Here is an 18,304-nt window from a genome sequence, read left to right on the forward strand (position 1 = left end):
ATGGCCGCCGGGGTCTCATATGATGAGGCTTCGACGCCCAACGGCCTGCGCCTCTACGCGGTCGGAGACATTCACGGCCGGCACGATCTGCTGGCCGCGATGCATGCGCGGCTCATGGAGGAAATCCTTCATGACCGCCCCGCCGACTGGCGCATCGTCTACCTTGGAGACTATGTTGATCGCGGTGCCAATTCACGCGGCGTGATCGAGTATCTCGCCAATCTGCGCGAGCGCGACCCGCGCGTCATCACGCTTGCCGGAAATCACGATCTGGGCTTTCTCGATTTCCTGTCGAACCCCGACCCCTTCGGCCTGTTCGCGTGCAATGGCGGTTTCGAGACGGCGCTTTCCTATGGCGTCGAGATCGATCTGACATCGCGAGAGAGGATGATGCCGGGCCACGCGGCGCTCGTTCGCGCAGTGCCGCGGCGCCACAGGGCGTTTCTGGCCACGCTGCCCTATTCAGTCTCGTTCGGGGATTTCTTCTTCTGCCACGCAGGCGTCCGGCCGGGCGTCGCCCTCGAAGCCCAGTCGGCGGACGATCTCATCTGGATCAGACACGAGTTCCATGCATTTGGGGGGCTTCATCCCAAATTGATCGTGCATGGTCACACGCCCGTGGACGCGCCGGAACTCCTTAAGAACCGCATAAACCTTGACACTGGCGCATGGCACAGTGACCGGTTGACGGCACTCAGGATGGAGGGTCGGGAAAAGAAGTTGATCGAGGTCGCCTGTTGATAGCGGGTGACCTGATGGCACGAAAGCCTGTAGCTACTCGATGGCGGCAGAAATGCCGTAACCGTCCACGGGGTGGTGATCACCGGAAGCACCGGCCGAAAGAAGCCTTGCACCGATCAGCGTGAAGGCTGAGACAGTGATGAGAAACACGACAGTTGCACGCCCGATTGTCATTCGACCAAAAGTCCCTTGAAGGTCAGCAAGCGCGGCTCCCCGTGCCGCGCAGGCTGCAATAAACACAAACAGCTTAAGATTGAAACAATTTATGTGCCAATACCCACATTGTTTATGACGAACACCGGAAAACGTGGGAATGACCATGTCTCTGCAAAACCGCGTATCTCCATTCGGTCAGGTTGTTGCAACTCAGGCGCGCGGCCTTTTCACCGGCAATCGCGGTGTGATCCATGATCCCGATACGAAAACGCTCCTGCGCCGCCGCTGGACGACCAGGGCCTGGATTGTCTGCGTCTGCGAATTCCGGGGCCGCCGACGTGAGGTCATGGGGCGGAACAGCCCGACAGGCAGGGCGGGATGGACAGAGCTCTTCTTTCTAGATGAGGTGACCGCCCTTGCGGCGGGCCACCGCCCCTGCTTCTTCTGCCGGCGCGAGGCGGCAACGGATTTCTTGACCTGCGTGCGCGAAGTGAAGAAAGATCAGGCGTTGAAGGCCCCCGATCTCGACTCAACTCTCCATGGGCAGAGGCTCGCCGTTACGGGCAGAACACAACCCATCGCTGCAGAGGCGCTGCCGGACCTGCCCGACGGTTCCGTGATCGCATTCGGAGAGCGGGCTTGTGCACTTCGCGGTGGGGCGCTGTATGAGTGGAGTTTTGCGGGCTACGGAAGTACCCTTTCACCGGAAAAGATCCCGCCGGTTGTTCAGCTGCTGACGCCGGCCTTGACCGTCTCCGCGCTGCGCCAGGGCTATTCACCGGTCTGGCACGCAAGCATAGGCTCTTGACGCGTCGACATTGATCCACCATCAGACCGGCATGCGTGCGAACTATAAACTGCAGCGGCTGTTCATCGATGCCGCCCTCTCTGCCGGTGCCGAGGTGGAAACCAGCCGGGAACAGGCTCACTACCTGACCAATGTCCTGCGCATGCGCGAAGGCGGCGAAGTGCTCGTTTTCAACGGGCGCGACGGCGAGTGGCATGCCGAAGTGGTCGAGGCCAAACGCAAGGCGGTGCGTCTGCGCATGACCACTCAGGCGCGGCCCCAGACGCCTCATCCCGACCTTCTCTACTGCTTTGCTCCCCTGAAGAAGGGGCGGCTCGACTATCTTGTGCAGAAGGCTGTTGAAATGGGGGCCGGGCGTCTGCAACCCGTCATCACCCAGCACACGCAGGTGGCAAAACCCGGCACCCAGCGCCTCGAAGCCAATGTCATGGAAGCAGCCGAACAGTGCGGCATATTGGCCGTGCCGGAGGTACTCGAACCGCTAAAGCTTGATCGTCTTCTGGCCGATTGGGAACCCGATCGTCGTCTGATCTTCTGCGATGAGGATGCCGCAACCAACAATCCGATGCCGGCGCTTGCGACGGTGCGGGAAAAGAAGCTTGCGCTTCTCGTTGGTCCGGAGGGCGGGTTTTCCGAAGCCGAGCGTGCGCAGCTGCGCGCTTTGCCCTTCGTGACACCCATTCCGCTCGGGCCCCGCATCCTGCGGGCCGATACGGCAGCGGTGGCGGCTCTTGCCGTCATCCAGGCGAGCGCTGGCGACTGGGGTTGAGGTTTTCACATCAAGTTTGGTTGACGCTACAATCAGCAATTCTTACTTGAAGCGAATTGTTTGCATGTCCATCAGTTCATGGTGGTTTGCTCTGGCATTTTGCAGTCACGTGGCATCAGGTGACGTTCGCACAAATGCGAATTCGAGAAGGTAGGGCGTCCTTCTGCGTTCAGGCGGACGCATGGCGCTCTAGGAGGACGTATATGGCCCGTGACACAACTGACAATCGTCCGATCGAACGGGTCGATGAACTTGTCGCCGATCTCGCCAAAGGCTGTAAGCCGAAGGATAAATGGCGCATCGGCACCGAGCACGAAAAATTCCCCTTCTATGTCGATGGCAACCGGCCCGTTCCCTATGAGGGCGAGCGCGGCATCAAGGCAGTCCTTCAGGGCATGCAGCGCGTTCTCGGGTGGGATGCCATCAATGATGATGGCAACATCATCGGTCTGGTCGAACCGACCGGGCAGGGCGCCATCTCGCTCGAACCGGGTGGGCAGTTCGAACTCTCCGGTGCGCCGCTCGAAACGCTTCACCAGACTTGCCGCGAGGGCAACGCCCATCTGGCGCAACTGCGCGAGATTGCCGAGCCGCTCGGCATCCGCTTCCTGGGCCTCGGGGGCAGTCCGAAATGGACGCTCGCCGAAACGCCGCAAATGCCGAAATCGCGCTACCGGATCATGACCGCCTACATGCCGAAGGTCGGCACGCAGGGCCTCGACATGATGTACCGCACCTGCACGATCCAGGTGAACCTCGACTTCGAGACCGAAGCGGACATGCGCCGCAAGATGCAGGTTGCGCAGCGCCTGCAGCCGCTTTCCACCGCGCTCTTTGCAAATTCCCCCTTCACCGGCGGGCGGCTGAACGGTTACCAGTCCTGGCGCGGCGACATCTGGCGCGACACGGACAATCAACGCTCGGGCCTTCTGCCTTTTGCATTTTCCGAGCGCTTCGGCTTCGCCGATTATGTGGAATGGGCGCTGGATGTGCCGATGTATTTCATCATCCGCGACGGTCGGTATCACGACTGCACCCACATCACCTTCCGCCAGTTCATGGAAGGCGCGCTCAAGGGTGAGGTAACTGACGGCCTGCCAACCATCGGCGACTGGTCCAATCATCTCTCGACGCTCTTCCCCGATGTGCGTCTCAAGCGATTTCTTGAGATGCGCGGCGCCGATGGCGGCCGGTGGCGGCGCATCTGCGCGCTGCCGGCCTTCTGGGTGGGGCTGCTCTATGATCAGGCAGCACTCGACGCCGCTCACGACCTCACGGCCGACTGGTCGTTCGAGGAGGTGGATGCCATGCGCAACGCAGTGCCGAAAGAGGGGCTGGCCACGCGCTTCCGCAATCACGAGCTGCGTGACATTGCCCGCGAGGTTCTGGCCATTTCGCGCAAGGGGCTTTCCGCCCGCAAGCGTCTCAATCCGGAAGGCTATGACGAGGCAAGCTTCCTGAGTCCGCTGGACGAGATCGTCGCGCGCGGAACCACCAGCGCGGAAGAACTCGCCAATGCCTTCAACACCCGCTGGGACAGATCGATCGAGCCGGTATTCCTCGAACAGGCCTATTAGGCATCCGCTCAAGGCAGCGAAGACAAAGCGGATTTGTCGGGTTATCTTTCTGAAACATTGGTCCGATAATTGCTCGGCGACGATTGAATGAAGGAGAAAACCCATGCTTCCGCTCTTCGAGATGCTCAACAATGCCGGTCAGGGGCATGGCGTGGATCAGCTCGCCAGGCAGTTTGGCATTTCGCAGGCACAGGCGCAGGAAGCCATGGAGGCGCTCCTGCCGGCTTTCAGTCAGGGGCTGAAGCGCAACGCGGCCGATCCCTACGGTGCCGGTAATTTTCTTGGTGCGCTCGCCTCGGGTCAGCACGCAAAATATTTCGAGGATGCCGCCAACGCTTTCTCGCCGCAGGGTGTGGCCGAGGGCAACGGCATTCTGGGCCACTTGTTCGGCTCCAAGGATGTGAGCCGCGCCGTCGCAAGCCACGCCGCACAGGCAACCGGGCTCGGCCAGGACATGCTGAAGCAGATGCTTCCCGTGCTCGCTTCCATGCTCATGGGCGGCCTGTTCAAACAGTCCACCGGTCAGATACAGGGCGCGCAGCCGCGTCAGGCGCAGGCCAGCGGTGGTGGCATGCTTGGCGACCTCATGGAGCAGATGATGCGCCAGATGGGCCAACAGCAGCCCGGCGCTCAGCCGCGTGGGCGCGCGCCATCGGGCATGAGCCCGTCCGACAACCCACTCGGCCAGATACTGGAAGGCATGTTTGGTGGTGGTGGTGGTGGTTCCACCGGGCGCGGCGCTCCCTCTGGCGGTCAGGGCAACAACCCTCTGGGGGAAATCTTCGACCAGTTCCTGCGCGGCGGGCAGGGTGCCGGGCAACCTGAACCGCAGAGCCGCCGCGCACCGCAGCCCGAGCCGGAAGCCAATCCGGGTGGCCGCCCCCGCAATCCCTATGACGACCTGTTCGGCCAGATGTTCGAGACCGGCCGCAAGACGCGTGACGACTATGAGCGCGGCGTGGAAAACATCTTCGAGCAGTTCCGGCAGGGGATGGAACGCCGCCGGTAGGCCTTGCGCCACAGCCGTTTTCCTGTTGTGCAAGGCAGGTCTCCGCCTTTTCCGTTGCCTTCGTGCGCGCTAGCATCAGGCCTTCTTCAGGGAGATGAACCCGGATGTATTGCCCACCCGCCTTTCGAGAGGAAGAGCTGCCCGCACTTCATGAACTGATGCGGGCGGCGCGGCTTGCCAATGTGGTGACCTCTGGTGCGAATGGACTTCATGCAAGCCCTCTGCCGCTGTTTCTTGATGAGACCGAAGGCCCTTATGGCACGCTCTATGGCCATCTCGCCCGCGCCAACGAGCAATGGAAGGACACGCCGATTGGCGAGGCGCTCGCCATCTTTATGGGTCCCGACGCGTATGTGACCCCATCCTGGTATGCCTCCAAGAAAGAGCATGGGAAGGTCGTCCCTACCTGGAATTATACCGTGGTTCAGGCGCGGGGACCGATTGAATTCTTCGATGACGAGGCTCGGCTTCGTGGGGTGGTTGAGCGCCTGACGACCCTTCACGAAACGGGTCGCGCGGAAATCTGGTCTGTCTCGGATGCGCCTGAAAAGTTCATCATGGGCCAGTTGCGCGGGATCGTCGGGCTACGTCTTCCCATCACGAACCTCGAAGGCAAGCGCAAGATGAGCCAGAATCGCAGCGCCGCTGACAGGGCGGGTGTCGCTGCCGGGCTGGCGGCGAGCGCCCATCCGGCGGAAAGAGCAGTGGCTGCGGAGATTCCACAGGATTGACGACGGTTTCCCGGGCAGGGTGAGACCCCTTGCCGCGATGGCCGCGCATTCGCGCCGTTTTGATTGACTCTGCGCATCCATGCTCCTATAAGCCCGGCCACGCTTGGGCCTTGTGTCCGGCGGCGCGTATCCGTGCCTTCGGTCCAGCCCGTAAAGCAAAGCTCCTGTTCATTGAAACAGAATTAAGAAGGGCCGCACTCCGCGGTATTAAAACAAATGAAGCGTACATATCAGCCTTCCAAGATCGTCCGTAAACGCCGGCACGGTTTCCGTGCGCGCATGGCCACCAAGGGCGGCCGTCGCGTGATCGCAGCCCGCCGCAATCGCGGCCGCAAGCGGCTGTCCGCATAAGGTCTGGAGGCGAGGCCGGAAAGATGACGGACCGGCCAGCCGTCCCACCCCCGGCGCGCCTTAAGAAGCGTGCCGAGTTTCTGGCCGTCCGTCGCGGTGAAAAGCGACGCGGGCGGCTTTTTCTGCTGGAAGTGCTCGACCGCGGCGACAAGGACCCGCCACGGCTTGGCATTACGGTGACCAGGAAGGTCGGCAACGCAGTCGTTCGAAACCGCGTGCGCCGGCGGCTCAAGGAAGCCTGCCGCCTCCATGCGGTGCACGACATGGCCGCCGGCAAGGATTATGTGATCGTGGCGCGGCGTTCTGTGCTTGACGCGCCGTTCGCCTCCCTGAAAGACGAGCTTTCCCGTCGCATCGGAGAACCCGATGCCGGGCGTGGAAAGGGCAAGGACATCGATGGATAACAATCGCAATTTTCTCATCACGATCGCGCTGTCCGTGTTGATCCTGACGCTCTGGCAGGTGTTCTACATGAACCCCCGGATCGAAGAACAGCGCCAGGCGGCCCAGATCGAAGAACGGCAGGCGGCAGAAACGGCCCCGGCCGCAACGTCTTCGAGCGGTGAGAACAGCGATATACCGGCGCCTTCAAGCGGTGAGGGTGCCGTGCCTGGCTCGGCCAACCCATCGGCTGCGCCGCTTGACCGCGCCGCGGCCGTTGCCGGTAGCGCGCGTGTGAAGATCGAAACGCCGCGCATTTCCGGTTCCATCAATCTGACGGGCGCGCGTCTCGATGACCTTCTCCTCAAGGACTACCGGGTGACCGTCGAGAAGGATTCACCCAACATTCAGCTTCTGAACCCCTCGACCGGTCCTGACGGCTACTATGTCGAGACGGGTTATGTGGGTGGTGAGGCGGCCGGCACCTTGCCCGGTCCTTCGACCGAGTGGACGCTTGCCGAAGGCGACACCCTCACCCCTTCGAGCCCTGTCACGTTGTCCTTCACCAATGAGAAGGGCCTGACCTTCAAGCGCACCTTCTCGGTGGACGAGAACTACATGTTCACGGTTTCCGACACGGTGGAAAACGCTTCTGGCGCTGCCGTCGCACTGCGCAATTATGGCCGCACCACCCGCATCGGAACGCCAAAAACCTCCGGCATCTACATCCTGCATGAAGGCCTGATCGGCGTGACCGGCGAGGAAGGCCTGCAGGAAATCGACTATTCGGATGTCGAAGAGGAAAAGCGCATTACGCCGGCGAAATCCTCTGACGGCTGGCTGGGCATCACCGACAAATACTGGGCGGTGACCATGGTCCCGCAGAATGGCCGCGAATTCCAGCCGCGCTACACCTATTCGGGCGATGGCAAGCCGCGCTACCAGGCCGACTATCTGACTGACGAGATCACGGTTGCCGATGGCGCTTCCGCCACCAGCGAATTGATGGTCTTTGCCGGTGCCAAGGAGGTCAATGTCGTTGACGCCTACGAAGACGACCGCGGCATTCGCCAGTTCGAGCTTTTGATCGACTGGGGCTGGTTCTACTTCATCACCAAGCCGATGTTCTATCTCATCGACTGGCTATTCAAGCTGCTCGGCAATTTCGGCGTCGCCATCCTTGCCACCACGGTTGTCGTAAAACTCATCTTCTTCCCGCTCGCCAACAAGTCCTACAAGTCCATGGCGAACATGAAGAAGGTCCAGCCTGCAATGATGGAAATCCGCGAGAAATATGCGGATGACAAGATGAAGCAGCAGCAGGCGATGATGGAGCTCTACAAGAAAGAGAAGATCAATCCGATCGCTGGCTGCTGGCCAATCCTGATCCAGATCCCGGTCTTCTTTGCGCTCTATAAGGTTCTCTACGTCACCATCGAAATGCGCCATGCGCCGTTCTTCGGCTGGATCCAGGACCTTTCGGCCCCCGATCCGACGTCTATCTTCAACCTGTTCGGCCTTCTGCCTTATGATGTGCCGGCCTTCCTGCTGATTGGCGTCTGGCCGCTGATCATGGGCATTACCATGTTCCTGCAGATGCGCATGAACCCGACACCGCCCGATCCCACACAGGCGATGATCTTCAACTGGATGCCAGTAGTCTTCACCTTCATGCTGGCCACATTCCCGGCCGGTCTGGTGATTTACTGGGCCTGGAACAACTTCCTCTCGATCGTTCAGCAGGGTGTGATCATGAAGCGCCAGGGCGCCAAGATCGAGCTTTGGGACAATCTGGCTGGTCTGTTCAAGAAAAAGCCGAAGCCGGCTGAATAGTCTGAATTGAAGGAAAGGGCCTGCGAAAGCGGGCCTTTTTCGCATGCGCGCCCATTTTTTAAAGTGCATTCTCACGTCGCCGCCCTGGCAGAAAATGTCTGGAACCATGCGCCTGCCTCTGACGCGATGCAGGGAATTGGGTACTCTCGCATCGAACGGAGAGATTGCCATGACTGACAGACTTGTTTTCGCATTTGTATTTCTCGCCACGCTCGGCGCCGGTGTCATGGCAGGGTTTTTCTTCACATTCTCAAACACGGTGATGCAGGCCCTTGGGCGGATTCAGGTTCCGGCAGGCATTCAGGCGATGCAGGCCATCAATATCACCGTGCTCAATCCATTCTTCTTCGCAGCGTTCTTCGGCACGGCGTTGCTGGGGATCCTGCTTTGCGTTCTCTACCTGCTCGGGCTGGTGCCTTCCGGCGGCATCTGGTTGCTTGCTGGCGGAATTGCTTACGTGATGGGTACCTTTCTTGTGACCGTCATCTTCAACGTGCCCATGAACGAGGCCTTGGCAAAAATTGATCCGGCCTCAACGCAAGGGGCGGAACTGTGGCGTGATTATCTCTCCCGGTGGGTGATGTGGAACCATGTGCGCGCGCTGACCTCTCTGGCCGCGCTTGCAAGCTATGCGATGGCGCTGGTTCAGCGCTTGTGATTGCCGTCCCCACGCATTTCCGCTAAAGACGCTTCTGCACCAGGGGAGATGCATCGATGATCAATTAAGGGGACCGAAGAGCACACCGCCGGGACTTGAGGTCCGGCCCTTTGCCGTTTGACGGAGGCGGTGGGTAATTCCCCTGTTTTGATCAAGGAGGTCCCCATGCACGGACCTGATCCTGCAACGCCATATCCGATGGCGGGCTTTCCCCGAACCGTTTTTCTCAAGAACTTCATCACCCGGCCGAACATCGAAGTCGGAGATTTTTCCTATTACGACGATCCCCTGGCGGCCGAGCGTTTCGAGGACCGGAATGTCCTCTATCATTTCGACTTTCTCGGCGACCGGCTGGTAATCGGTAAATTCGTCGCGATCGCCCACGGCGCCACATTCGTGATGAACGGAGCCAACCATCTGATGACCGGTTTCTCCACCTTCCCGTTCAATATCTTCGGCAATGGCTGGGAGGAGGGTTTTGATGGCCAGCTCTATCTGGAGCATAGCCGGGGCGACACCATCGTCGGCAACGATGTGTGGATCGGGCGGCAGGCGCAGATCATGCCAGGCGTCACTATTGGAGATGGAGCGGTGATCGGGGCTCACGCCGTCGTTGCCTCCGATATTCCGCCTTACGCCATCGCCGTGGGCAATCCGGCGCGCGTTCTGCGCCTGCGCTTCGCGCCCGAGACGGTCGCAGCCCTCGTCAGGATCGGCTGGTGGAACTGGCCGATGGACAAGATAAGCCGCAACCTTTCTGCCATACGCGGCGCTGATCTGGATGCCCTTGAAAATGCTGTCTGACAGGATGGCCCGGCGGCATCATTAAACTTGACATTTTTGGTATAGTATTGTCTGTGTCTCCGGCCGTCCCGTTCATCATGGGCGGCTGGAGGCCGAGAGGTAATTGTCATGATGCATCTGAGCCCGATTGAGGAATTTGCGTCTCATCATGCCTGTGAGGCTGAGGAACTTGAGCGGTACCGTGGCAAATTCCTGCGCGTGGAGCGGCTGCGGTCCAAGGTTCAGGCGACAAAACGGGCAGCCGCCGAGAGCCTTTCGCGGGCGAATGAGGCGCCGGAGCCGCATGACGGCAGCAACATGATCTTCGTTGCTCTCTTCGACACCCATTGTCGGGACCGCGAAGCGCTCTTTGAGGCGATGAGGGAGCTCGACGAGGCGTGCGGTGAATTGCACGTGATGACGGGCGGCATGAAAGCGGTTGAGGGATGCATGCGCGGTCCTTCTGCACACTTACAAGGACTGACTGGCACCGATGAGCGAGTTTGAACGCCGCCGCCGACAGGCGGAAACACATCTGAAGCTCCAGATGATGAAGGAAATGAGCGAGGTCATGCGCCGGACTGGCCTGCCGCCGATGGCTGTGATGCGCGAAGCCGCGCGCGCCGTTGGACACATCTATCGTGAAACGGCGGAAGCGCATTGCGAACCGTCCTGCTGTCCCTGTGGATGGTGCCCGCAGGAAGCCATGGACCTCGAACGCCTCGGCGAGGCTTTGCGCGAAGCCAGCCGCAGTTCCCGCTCAACGCATCTCAGTGTAATGCAGGTTCTCGGCAGGGCCTGAGTGGTCTTTGGAACACGGTTTCATCATCAGCGCAGTTGACAAATGCTCCGTCAGTCTTGATGCCGTCATTTGAACGGTAATGGAGATGATGGCGTGAACGCTTCACACGATGGCGCAGCCGCCGGCAAGGCGCAGATTGATCGCGGGATCTTCCTGCGTCCGTGGGTTTTTCTGCGCGGCGCGCCGGCCATGAAATTTCTGCCCCCGGAAGGTCCGCCCGAGGTGGCTTTCGCCGGTCGCTCGAATGTGGGCAAATCATCGCTCATCAATGCGTTGATCGTTCAGCGTGGTTTGGCCCGCACATCCAACACGCCCGGCCGCACCCAGGAGCTCAACTTCTTCGTTCCCGATGGATACACAGGTGCCGATGGCGATCTTCCGCCCATGGCGATCATCGACATGCCGGGCTACGGCTTCGCCAAAGCGCCCAAGGCGCAGGTCGACGCCTGGACAGAAATGGTTTTTGACTATCTCAGGGGCCGTGTCACGCTGAAGCGTGTCTTCCTGCTGATTGATGCGCGCCATGGCATCAAGAAGAATGACGAGGAGGTCATGGACCTGCTCGACAAGGCGGCGGTTTCCTACCAGGTGGTGCTGACAAAGATCGACAAGATCAAGCCGCCTGCGGTGGAAAAGCTGCTTGCCGCGACGGAAGTGCAACTGAAGAAGCGTGCGGCCGCTTTTCCGGAGATTGTCGCAACCTCATCGGAAAAAGGTCAAGGCGTGGATGAGTTGCGTGATGCCATCGCCCGCGCCGTAACCGACGGCTGAATGCCAAATCCCTAGCTTGGCATTGTGGCGCCCGGTTTGAACGTCAAGGCGATGCCGTTGATACAGTGGCGCTTGCCGGTCGGCGGAGGGCCATCTTCGAAGATGTGTCCCTGGTGGCCGCCGCAGCGCCGGCAATGGCATTCTGTCCGGGTCATGAAGAGTGAGTTGTCCGGCTTGGTGCCGATGGCATCCGGCAGCGCTTCCCAGAAGCTCGGCCATCCGGTGCCTGAATCATATTTCGCCTCGGATGAGTAGAGCGGCAGGTCGCAGCCGGCGCAGTGAAAGAGTCCGGCACGCTTTTCATTGTTGAGCGGGCTGGTGAAGGCACGTTCCGTCGCCTCCTGCCGCAGCACGGCAAATTGCTGGTCGCTAAGGATCGAGCGCCATTCTTCTTCACTCTTTGTGATCTCGAAGGTTTCAGCCATGGCGCTGCCGCCGGGCCGGTCGCGTAGCACAATCGCTCCGCCGGTCAGTGCTGCCAGCGCGCCAGCCGTGCCATAAAGAAAGTTGCGGCGTTTCATTGAATAGCTCCTTCGCACTGTTGGCTCGCATCGCCTTGCGCGGACGGTAAGTCCGCTGGGCGATCACCTCAAAGTCAAGTCCGTGTGAGGTACAAGGGGCGGCACTGCGCCACCCCTTGCGGTTCCGAAAGCCCCCGGTCGGAACCTGTCTGGTTTTTGCTTTCGCAGCTCAGCTCTTCGGCAGAAGCACCGTGTCGATCACGTGGATGACCCCGTTCGACTGATCGACATCGGCAATGGTCACGGTTGCGACATTGCCGTTCTCGTCGGTCAGCGTGATCTTGTCGCCGTCCATCTTGGCTTCCAGCATGCAGCCGCCGACTGTCTTGACCGGGTGGTTGCCGCCGTCATCGGAGATCATCTTGCCAATGGCGCTGGACATGGCTTCGGTTGCAACCACGTGGCAGGTCAGAACCGTGGTAAGCGTTTCCTTGTTCTCAGGCTTCAAAAGCGTGTCGACCGTGCCATCGGGCAGTTTCTCGAATGCGGCATTGGTGGGAGCGAACACGGTGAAAGGCCCTTCACCAGAAAGCGTTTCGACCAGGCCGGCAGCCTTCACGGCAGCCACCAGTGTGGTGTGATCCTTTGAATTGACCGCGTTTTCAACGATCGTCTTGTCTGCATACATCGCCGCGCCGCCAACCATCGGGTTTTCGGCAAGAGCCGTGCCCGTGAAAGCGAGAGCAATCGAACCAGCGAGAATGGAAGCAGTGAACTTGTGCATGTTAGAACTCCTCGGGTCATTTGTGGGGCTGCCATTCTGGCTGGCCCGTTTTGGGAACATGAGGAGACACGGAGAGGCACTCCGGGAAGTTTCAAAAAAATCCGATTATTTTTCGGAGAGCCGAAATCAGATGTCGCGCAAATCGCCAAGTGCGACCACTGGCCCGGTGGGCGTGCCGTCCGGCGAACCGCCCAGCGGTTCCGTGGTGATGGCAAATACGGCGCCTGCATCGATGGCGGCGCCAAGCGCTTCGCTCAGCGCCACATGAACGCTCGACCCGACCGGAATGACCCCGAGAGAGACCGGGGGGTTGTCACCCTCGATGGCCCAGAGCTCGAAATCTCGACCATCGGGTCGCGCGCCGGAAACATGCGAGAGCGCAACGTCACGCTTGGTGCTGTCATAGACCGCGAGATAACGCACATCGGTGTCGTCATGTGCAAGCGAGGCGACGAAACGCTGCTCCTGAAGCGGCTGATTGCCGAATGGCAGGTTCGTGTAAGTGAGGCCGACATAAGCGGCGAGAGCCACAAGCGCGACCATGGCAGCGCCGCGCCAGAAGGCAAGGCTCGACCACAGGTCGGGTCTTTCCGCAGCGGTCCCCGCGCCGAAAAGCCGCGTGTCGATGATGGATTTCGCGTTTGCCGGAGGTTCCACCTTCTCATAGGCGTCCGCCATCGGCGCAAGCCGCGTCTCCCAGTCTTCCACCAGCCGCGCAAAACCGGCTTCCGTCTCGATGCGGCGCGCGGCCGCCGCACGCTCTTCGGCTGCAAGCACACCGAGCACATATTCGGCAGCGACAAGATCGTCGTCGCGCCTTTCCGGTCCGTGTTCGTCTGCCACCGTCATCGTTCCAGGCATTCCCTGAGCTTCAAGAGGCTGCGCCGCAGCCAGGTTCGCATCGTGTTGAGCGGCACATCGAAATGGGCCGCAAGTTCGGCGTAGCTGTCACCGTTGAGATAGGCTCCGCGCACCGCCATTGCGCGGTCGGTTTCCAGTTCGCCGAGGCAGGCATCGATCCGCCGGCGATCGCTGCCGGCTTGAGCCAGGCTTTCCGGGCTCGGCTTCGGGTCGGCGATGGCCTGCGCCTCATCCAGTTCCGCGGCAGGCGCCTTGCGCGCCCTCAGCCTGTCGATCGCGTGATTGCGCGCCACCGCAACCAGCCAGGTTATGGGGCTGAGATCCGTCGCGGCAAACCGGTCCGCCTTGGTCCATATCTTTACATAGACGTCCTGCAGCGCCTCCTCGGCCTCCGCCCTGTCCTTCAAGACACGCAGGCAGACACCGAAGAGTTTCGCACTCGTGTGGCGATAAAGAAGATCAAACGCCGCACGCTCCTTGAGCGCGGTACGGAAAATCAGCTTCGTTATCTCGTCCGGGGTCATTATGGGAGACTAAGCGCAAACGGGAGGTCAGAAAAGGCGTAGAAGGATGAGAGTTAGAGCGCTGCGACGCAAAGGCAAGCCTGCCCGCAATCGGCAAAAGCAGCTTTTTGTCCGCTGACCAGCAAGATCGTTTCACTTGCAGCGAAAAATGCTTTAAGAAACCGCCGTTTTGACTTTGGGGAACAACGCGATGACGGACATGACGGAAACTGCTGAAGCCCAGGCCCGCTTTCTTTCGGCGGCACTGCCTTACATGCAGCGTTATGAAAACAAGACCATCGTCGTGAAATATGGCGGCCACGCCATGGGCGATGCGGCGCTTGGCCAGGCGTTCGCCCGCGACATCGCGCTCCTGAAGCAGTCCGGCGTCAGCCCCATCGTTGTTCATGGCGGCGGCCCGCAGATCGCGGCCATGCTCAAGAAGATGGGCATCGAATCGAAATTCGAGGGCGGCCTGCGCGTCACCGACGAAAAAACCGTCGAGATCGTCGAGATGGTTTTGGCCGGCTCCATCAACAAGGAAATCGTGGCGCTCATCAATGCCGAGGGTGAATGGGCCATTGGCCTGTGCGGCAAGGATGGCAACATGGTCTTTGCCGATAAGGCGCACAAGACCGTGGTCGATCCCGATTCCAATATCGAGCGCGTGCTCGATCTCGGTTTCGTCGGCGAGCCGGTGGAGGTCGACCGCACGCTGCTAGATCTCCTCGCCCATTCCGAGATGATCCCCGTCATCGCCCCGGTGGCGCCCGGCCGTGACGGCCACACCTACAACATCAATGCAGACACCTTTGCCGGCGCCATCGCTGGTGCCGTTCGCGCCACGCGCCTCCTTTTCCTCACCGATGTGCCGGGCGTGCTCGACAGGGACAAGAAGCTGATCGACGAGCTGACGGTCGCCGAAGCCCGCGCCCTCATCAAGGATGGCACGATATCCGGTGGCATGATCCCCAAGGTCGAGACCTGCATTCAGGCCATCGAGCGCGGTGTGGAAGGCGTTGTCATTCTGAACGGCAAAACTCCGCATGCTGTGCTTCTTGAGCTTTTCACCGAGCATGGCGCAGGAACGCTGATCGTGCCGTAAGGGTGAGTTTTCGATAAAAGCGAAAACACGCTTGACCTGGAGTTCGCTACAGAAAGTAGATGCATATGTGCACACAATGGAGATGCACATATGCAAAAGCATACCATCATCGAACGTTTCCTTGAGGCGCTTAAGGCAAGCGACGTCGAGAGAGCCTGCGCCTTTATGGCTAAGGGTGCGGTGCAGCCCGGGCAGGAGGTCGCATGAAGATTGGCGAAGTCGCAAGACGCACCGGTCTGAGCATCGACACGCTGCGCTATTATGAGAAGCTTGGTCTCATCGATCCGCCCTGGCGGCAGGGTGGTCAGCGTGCCTATGACGAAAACATCATCGCATGGCTGAAATTCATCAAATTGTTGAAAGCCACCGGCATGCCGCTTGCCGATGTGGAGACCTATGCGCGTCTACGTCGTGAGGGCGAGCGTAGCTCTGCTCAGCGCCGCGAGATGCTGGAACATCAGCGCATGGTGGTGTTGGCGAAGATCGATGAACTTAAGGCATGTGTCGAACTGCTCGACTACAAGATCATCAACTATGCCGAAATCGAAGCGCGCCACCGCGCCGAGGACGGCCTCAAGGAACAGACTTATGACCACTGAGAACACGATTGGGAGTGAGGCAGCGCTGTCCGCCTTCGAACAGGGGCGCAAGATTGCGGCACAGCTTAATCCCGAGCTCGAAACGATTTTGGCCCAGCGCTATGATGATGCTCTGCCGGGGTTTGCGGAAACGCTCATCGAAAGCGCCTATGGCCGCTTCTATGCTCGCGAGGGTCTCGACTTGAAAACACGCCAGCTTGCCACTGTAGCGGCGTTGACTGCGCTTGGCGGGCAGACGGCCCCGCAACTCAGGATCAACATCGAACATGCGCTTGCGGCGGGTGCTGCCGAACGCGAGATACTGGAAGTCATTCTGCAGATGGCAGCGTATGGCGGCTGGCCGGCGGCTATCAACGGTCTCAATGCAGCACTTGGACTCTTTGCAGAACGAGCAGGTTCGTCACAGGCATCCGCTTGGGATGGGCAGTAGTCCTATAAAAGCACAAGCAGTACAATCCCCGCGACGATCAGCAGGCAGCCTGCCACTTCCGTGCGGTTGATGTGCTCGCGGAAGAAGAAAACGGAGGAGGCGAAGGTGAAGATCATTTCGATCTGCGCCAGCGCCTTCACCACTGCAGCCTGTTGTAGCGTCATGGCGCTGAACCAGCCGAGCGAAGCCGCCGCGCCAACGAAACCGACAAACAGTGACGGTTTCCATGCTTCTGCAATTCGGCCGACTTCGGCGCGGTCGCGCCACAGCATCCAGATGAGCATGATCACGGTTTGAAAGGTGATCGTCACGGCCAGCGTCGTGGTCGCCTGCATCAGGTAATTGGGCCCGCCCAGCGAAAGCGATGCTCCGCGATAGGCGACGGCTGTTATGCCGAACAGCGTGCCCGAGGCCAATCCGATCAGTGCTGTCCGGCTGATGAGCGAGCGGAACAGGTTGCCCCAGCTCATCGGCACACGCGCCACCGAGATGAGCATCACGCCGATTACCGTGACGGCGATGGCGACCAGCGCTCCGAACCCGGCCACCTCTCCCAGAAGAACAAGCCCGAAGATCGCGGCCTGGGCCGGCTCGGTGCGTGAATAGGCGGTGCCAACCGCAAAATTGCGGAAGGAGAAGAGATAGATAAGGAGGAACTGCGCGGAGATCTGACCCAGCCCGCCGAGCAGCGTCCAGATGAGAAACGTCGCGTGAAGTTCGGGGAATTCATAACCGGCAGCAAAGTGTAGCGCGAGCCACAGGACCAGCACGAACGGCATGCCGAATCCGAAGCGAACGAACGTCGCTCCGGTCGTGCCCATGACGCCTTTAAGGTGCTTTTGCCCGACGGAACGCAGGTTCTGCAGGAAGGCTGCGGCAATGGTGATGGGTATCCACAATTCCATGCTGCGTCTTTTGCAATCCAGGCGTCAAACGCGCAAGAGCGCAGTTCGGTCAAAGTGGTATACCAGTTCGGGCTACCGGAATGGAAGTGGCCGTTCGGCATCCGCCGGGTAATGAAGGCAGGGGTCGAGGCTTACATGATCGGTATCGATCTGGTTCAGCGTCCCGCTCAGCACCACGCGATCGCCCGCTCTGTAATCATTGATCTCATAGGTTATGCACACCACTTCAGGGTCCGGCGCGGCGCAGGTCAGCATGTAGCCCAGCGTGCCGTCGTGCTCCACGGCGCGTAGTTCGCCCACGACGTCGATGGTGACCCACTCATCGCTTTGGGCGTCGAGGGCTGCGAGCCTGTCGCGCAATTGTGCGCACGTCGCTTCGAAGCTCGGTTCAGGCTGGGCGAGAACCGCTGTGGTGAAAGCAAACACCGGAAGAGGAAGGCACAGATGGTGCAATCGGTACATGGTTGTCATCTTCGAGTTGCGATGGCGGCACGTTTCTTTTGCATCGTGGCTTTTGTTTGAAGCGGAAAAGCCTGCTGGACGATTGCGATGAACCGGTCGGCTCTGGCATAACGGAAGCATGACAAACCGACCCGCTCCCAATCGTTTCGCCCATGTCACCGACTGGGTGTTTGATCTCGACAACACGCTTTATCCGCATCATAGCAATCTGTTTTCGCAGATCGATGTGAAGATGACGGCTTACGTGTCCGAACTTCTCCAGATGGAGCCAGACAAAGCACGGACGCTCCAGAAAGACCTCTACCGGGAGCACGGTACGACGCTCAATGGTCTGATGAAGCGTTACGACATCGACCCCGACGAGTTCCTCGAGAAGGTGCATGACATCGACTATTCGTGGCTCGACCCCGATCCGAGGCTTGGCGCTGCCATTCGCGCTTTGCCGGGCCGCAAGTTCATCTTCACCAATGGTGATCGCGGCCACGCGGAACGTGCGGCGCGGCAGCTCGGCGTTCTCGACCATTTTGACGACATTTTCGACATCGTTGCCGCCGGGCTTCTCCCGAAACCGGCTGCCGCCACCTATGACAAGTTTGTCGCCTTGCATCGGGTGGCGGGCGAAAACGCTGTCATGTTCGAGGATCTGGCGCGCAATCTGGCCGTGCCGAAGAGGCTGGGCATGACCACGGTTCTGGTCGTGCCCAACAATTTCGAGCCGACTTTTACCGAGATATGGGAGCAGGACCCCAACGAGGAAGACGATGTCGACTTCGTCACCGATAACCTCGCGGAGTTTCTCGAAACGGCGATGAAGGCCTGACGCC

Annotated in this window: 25 protein-coding genes; 18 read left to right on the forward strand and 7 right to left on the reverse strand. The window is 60.0% G+C overall.

Annotated features, from left to right (window positions below; all coding sequences use genetic code 11):
• Entirely contained in the window at positions 1 to 741 is a 741-nt protein-coding gene (locus tag HF949_RS06845) for a metallophosphoesterase (protein WP_292899293.1), read from the forward strand.
• Positions 742 to 774: 33 nt separating this feature from the next.
• Here the strand turns inward: HF949_RS06845 and HF949_RS06850 are convergent, their stop codons facing one another.
• Positions 775 to 915, reverse strand: a complete 141-nt coding sequence (locus HF949_RS06850) for a hypothetical protein (protein WP_292899295.1) — start codon at positions 913 to 915, stop codon at positions 775 to 777.
• A gap of 145 nt (positions 916 to 1,060) precedes the next feature.
• Here HF949_RS06850 and HF949_RS06855 point away from each other — a divergent pair, with 145 nt between their 5' ends.
• From HF949_RS06855 to yihA, 13 genes are all read left to right on the forward strand, one after another.
• Positions 1,061 to 1,705: a hypothetical protein gene (locus HF949_RS06855; protein WP_292900045.1), complete on the forward strand. Its 645-nt coding sequence runs from the start codon at positions 1,061 to 1,063 to the stop codon at positions 1,703 to 1,705.
• A gap of 31 nt (positions 1,706 to 1,736) precedes the next feature.
• A complete protein-coding gene (locus HF949_RS06860; RefSeq protein ID WP_292899297.1) occupies positions 1,737 to 2,474 on the forward strand; it encodes a 16S rRNA (uracil(1498)-N(3))-methyltransferase in 738 nt (245 codons plus the stop codon).
• A 203-nt stretch (positions 2,475 to 2,677) separates the two neighbouring features.
• Entirely contained in the window at positions 2,678 to 4,051 is a 1,374-nt protein-coding gene (locus HF949_RS06865; RefSeq protein WP_292899299.1) for a glutamate--cysteine ligase, read from the forward strand.
• A gap of 103 nt (positions 4,052 to 4,154) precedes the next feature.
• Entirely contained in the window at positions 4,155 to 5,060 is a 906-nt protein-coding gene (locus tag HF949_RS06870; RefSeq protein WP_292899301.1) for a DUF937 domain-containing protein, read from the forward strand.
• Between the two features lie 104 nt (positions 5,061 to 5,164).
• Positions 5,165 to 5,791, forward strand: a complete 627-nt coding sequence (locus tag HF949_RS06875) for an FMN-binding negative transcriptional regulator (protein WP_292899303.1) — start codon at positions 5,165 to 5,167, stop codon at positions 5,789 to 5,791.
• A 216-nt stretch (positions 5,792 to 6,007) separates the two neighbouring features.
• Positions 6,008 to 6,142 (forward strand): 50S ribosomal protein L34, encoded by a 135-nt coding sequence (gene rpmH / locus HF949_RS06880; RefSeq protein WP_007009688.1) that lies wholly within the window; start codon positions 6,008 to 6,010, stop codon positions 6,140 to 6,142.
• 23 nt (positions 6,143 to 6,165) lie between these two features.
• Positions 6,166 to 6,546 (forward strand): ribonuclease P protein component, encoded by a 381-nt coding sequence (gene rnpA / locus HF949_RS06885; RefSeq protein WP_292899306.1) that lies wholly within the window; start codon positions 6,166 to 6,168, stop codon positions 6,544 to 6,546.
• Complete coding sequence (yidC, locus tag HF949_RS06890; protein ID WP_292899308.1) at positions 6,539 to 8,356, forward strand: membrane protein insertase YidC; 1,818 nt, start codon at positions 6,539 to 6,541, stop codon at positions 8,354 to 8,356. Before rnpA ends, yidC begins: the two co-directional genes overlap by 8 nt.
• A gap of 43 nt (positions 8,357 to 8,399) precedes the next feature.
• Positions 8,400 to 9,014, forward strand: coding sequence for an anthrone oxygenase family protein (locus HF949_RS06895; RefSeq protein ID WP_292899309.1), 615 nt, complete (start codon positions 8,400 to 8,402; stop codon positions 9,012 to 9,014).
• 150 nt (positions 9,015 to 9,164) lie between these two features.
• Entirely contained in the window at positions 9,165 to 9,818 is a 654-nt protein-coding gene (locus HF949_RS06900; RefSeq protein WP_404934991.1) for a CatB-related O-acetyltransferase, read from the forward strand.
• Between the two features lie 108 nt (positions 9,819 to 9,926).
• A complete protein-coding gene (locus HF949_RS06905) occupies positions 9,927 to 10,304 on the forward strand; it encodes a hypothetical protein (protein WP_292899311.1) in 378 nt (125 codons plus the stop codon).
• A complete protein-coding gene (locus HF949_RS06910; RefSeq protein WP_292899312.1) occupies positions 10,291 to 10,599 on the forward strand; it encodes a hypothetical protein in 309 nt (102 codons plus the stop codon). The genes HF949_RS06905 and HF949_RS06910 overlap by 14 nt, the downstream gene beginning before the upstream one ends.
• 93 nt (positions 10,600 to 10,692) lie before the next feature.
• Complete coding sequence (yihA, locus tag HF949_RS06915) at positions 10,693 to 11,370, forward strand: ribosome biogenesis GTP-binding protein YihA/YsxC (protein WP_292899314.1); 678 nt, start codon at positions 10,693 to 10,695, stop codon at positions 11,368 to 11,370.
• A gap of 11 nt (positions 11,371 to 11,381) precedes the next feature.
• On the opposite strand, the gene msrB is transcribed toward yihA, so the two are convergent.
• The 4 genes from msrB to HF949_RS06935 all read right to left on the reverse strand — a co-directional run bounded on the left by msrB (position 11,382) and on the right by HF949_RS06935 (position 14,000).
• Entirely contained in the window at positions 11,382 to 11,891 is a 510-nt protein-coding gene (gene msrB / locus HF949_RS06920) for a peptide-methionine (R)-S-oxide reductase MsrB (protein WP_292899316.1), read from the reverse strand.
• A gap of 169 nt (positions 11,892 to 12,060) precedes the next feature.
• Positions 12,061 to 12,615, reverse strand: coding sequence for a fasciclin domain-containing protein (locus tag HF949_RS06925; RefSeq protein WP_292899318.1), 555 nt, complete (start codon positions 12,613 to 12,615; stop codon positions 12,061 to 12,063).
• Between the two features lie 126 nt (positions 12,616 to 12,741).
• Entirely contained in the window at positions 12,742 to 13,464 is a 723-nt protein-coding gene (locus tag HF949_RS06930; RefSeq protein ID WP_292900047.1) for an anti-sigma factor, read from the reverse strand.
• Positions 13,461 to 14,000: a sigma-70 family RNA polymerase sigma factor gene (locus HF949_RS06935; RefSeq protein WP_292899320.1), complete on the reverse strand. Its 540-nt coding sequence runs from the start codon at positions 13,998 to 14,000 to the stop codon at positions 13,461 to 13,463. The genes HF949_RS06930 and HF949_RS06935 overlap by 4 nt, the downstream gene beginning before the upstream one ends.
• Positions 14,001 to 14,190: 190 nt before the next feature.
• Between HF949_RS06935 and argB the strand changes: the two genes are divergently transcribed.
• The 3 genes from argB (at position 14,191) to HF949_RS06950 (ending at position 16,113) form a co-directional block, all read left to right on the forward strand.
• Positions 14,191 to 15,084 carry an acetylglutamate kinase gene (gene argB / locus HF949_RS06940; RefSeq protein ID WP_292899322.1) on the forward strand — a complete coding sequence of 298 codons (894 nt, stop codon included), beginning with the start codon at positions 14,191 to 14,193 and terminating at the stop codon, positions 15,082 to 15,084.
• 203 nt (positions 15,085 to 15,287) lie between these two features.
• Complete coding sequence (locus tag HF949_RS06945) at positions 15,288 to 15,683, forward strand: MerR family transcriptional regulator (protein WP_292899324.1); 396 nt, start codon at positions 15,288 to 15,290, stop codon at positions 15,681 to 15,683.
• Positions 15,673 to 16,113 (forward strand): carboxymuconolactone decarboxylase family protein, encoded by a 441-nt coding sequence (locus HF949_RS06950; protein ID WP_292899326.1) that lies wholly within the window; start codon positions 15,673 to 15,675, stop codon positions 16,111 to 16,113. Before HF949_RS06945 ends, HF949_RS06950 begins: the two co-directional genes overlap by 11 nt.
• A gap of 2 nt (positions 16,114 to 16,115) precedes the next feature.
• Here HF949_RS06950 and HF949_RS06955 read toward each other — a convergent pair whose 3' ends face one another.
• Together HF949_RS06955 and HF949_RS06960 are read right to left on the reverse strand one after the other, a co-directional pair.
• Positions 16,116 to 17,018: a DMT family transporter gene (locus HF949_RS06955; protein WP_292899328.1), complete on the reverse strand. Its 903-nt coding sequence runs from the start codon at positions 17,016 to 17,018 to the stop codon at positions 16,116 to 16,118.
• Positions 17,019 to 17,090: 72 nt separating this feature from the next.
• A complete protein-coding gene (locus HF949_RS06960) occupies positions 17,091 to 17,480 on the reverse strand; it encodes a hypothetical protein (protein WP_292899329.1) in 390 nt (129 codons plus the stop codon).
• 118 nt (positions 17,481 to 17,598) lie between these two features.
• On the opposite strand from HF949_RS06960, the gene HF949_RS06965 reads away from it, so the two are divergent.
• On the forward strand, positions 17,599 to 18,300 hold the full coding sequence (locus tag HF949_RS06965; RefSeq protein ID WP_292899331.1) for a pyrimidine 5'-nucleotidase: 702 nt from the start codon (positions 17,599 to 17,601) through the stop codon (positions 18,298 to 18,300).
• Positions 18,301 to 18,304: the final 4 nt, after the last annotated feature.

The sequence above is a fragment of the Nitratireductor sp. genome (assembly GCF_017794765.1).
GTDB lineage: Bacteria > Pseudomonadota > Alphaproteobacteria > Rhizobiales > Rhizobiaceae > Nitratireductor.

Bases quoted from the DNA above. Each gene is read 5' to 3' on its own strand.
- HF949_RS06935 (WP_292899320.1), bottom strand. From the start codon at position 14,000: ATGACCCCGGACGAGATAACGAAGCTGATTTTCCGTACCGCGCTCAAG.
- HF949_RS06960 (WP_292899329.1), bottom strand. From the start codon at position 17,480: ATGTACCGATTGCACCATCTGTGCCTTCCTCTTCCGGTGTTTGCTTTC.
- HF949_RS06850 (WP_292899295.1), bottom strand. From the start codon at position 915: ATGACAATCGGGCGTGCAACTGTCGTGTTTCTCATCACTGTCTCAGCC.
- HF949_RS06845 (WP_292899293.1), top strand. From the start codon at position 1: ATGGCCGCCGGGGTCTCATATGATGAGGCTTCGACGCCCAACGGCCTG.
- yidC (WP_292899308.1), top strand. From the start codon at position 6,539: ATGGATAACAATCGCAATTTTCTCATCACGATCGCGCTGTCCGTGTTG.
- rpmH (WP_007009688.1), top strand. From the start codon at position 6,008: ATGAAGCGTACATATCAGCCTTCCAAGATCGTCCGTAAACGCCGGCAC.
- HF949_RS06930 (WP_292900047.1), bottom strand. From the start codon at position 13,464: ATGACGGTGGCAGACGAACACGGACCGGAAAGGCGCGACGACGATCTT.
- HF949_RS06925 (WP_292899318.1), bottom strand. From the start codon at position 12,615: ATGCACAAGTTCACTGCTTCCATTCTCGCTGGTTCGATTGCTCTCGCT.
- rnpA (WP_292899306.1), top strand. From the start codon at position 6,166: ATGACGGACCGGCCAGCCGTCCCACCCCCGGCGCGCCTTAAGAAGCGT.
- HF949_RS06910 (WP_292899312.1), top strand. From the start codon at position 10,291: ATGAGCGAGTTTGAACGCCGCCGCCGACAGGCGGAAACACATCTGAAG.
- msrB (WP_292899316.1), bottom strand. From the start codon at position 11,891: ATGAAACGCCGCAACTTTCTTTATGGCACGGCTGGCGCGCTGGCAGCA.
- HF949_RS06870 (WP_292899301.1), top strand. From the start codon at position 4,155: ATGCTTCCGCTCTTCGAGATGCTCAACAATGCCGGTCAGGGGCATGGC.
- HF949_RS06950 (WP_292899326.1), top strand. From the start codon at position 15,673: ATGACCACTGAGAACACGATTGGGAGTGAGGCAGCGCTGTCCGCCTTC.
- HF949_RS06865 (WP_292899299.1), top strand. From the start codon at position 2,678: ATGGCCCGTGACACAACTGACAATCGTCCGATCGAACGGGTCGATGAA.
- HF949_RS06895 (WP_292899309.1), top strand. From the start codon at position 8,400: ATGCGCGCCCATTTTTTAAAGTGCATTCTCACGTCGCCGCCCTGGCAG.
- HF949_RS06855 (WP_292900045.1), top strand. From the start codon at position 1,061: ATGTCTCTGCAAAACCGCGTATCTCCATTCGGTCAGGTTGTTGCAACT.
- HF949_RS06955 (WP_292899328.1), bottom strand. From the start codon at position 17,018: ATGGAATTGTGGATACCCATCACCATTGCCGCAGCCTTCCTGCAGAAC.
- HF949_RS06945 (WP_292899324.1), top strand. From the start codon at position 15,288: ATGAAGATTGGCGAAGTCGCAAGACGCACCGGTCTGAGCATCGACACG.
- HF949_RS06875 (WP_292899303.1), top strand. From the start codon at position 5,165: ATGTATTGCCCACCCGCCTTTCGAGAGGAAGAGCTGCCCGCACTTCAT.
- argB (WP_292899322.1), top strand. From the start codon at position 14,191: ATGACGGACATGACGGAAACTGCTGAAGCCCAGGCCCGCTTTCTTTCG.
- HF949_RS06965 (WP_292899331.1), top strand. From the start codon at position 17,599: ATGACAAACCGACCCGCTCCCAATCGTTTCGCCCATGTCACCGACTGG.
- HF949_RS06860 (WP_292899297.1), top strand. From the start codon at position 1,737: ATGCGTGCGAACTATAAACTGCAGCGGCTGTTCATCGATGCCGCCCTC.
- HF949_RS06905 (WP_292899311.1), top strand. From the start codon at position 9,927: ATGATGCATCTGAGCCCGATTGAGGAATTTGCGTCTCATCATGCCTGT.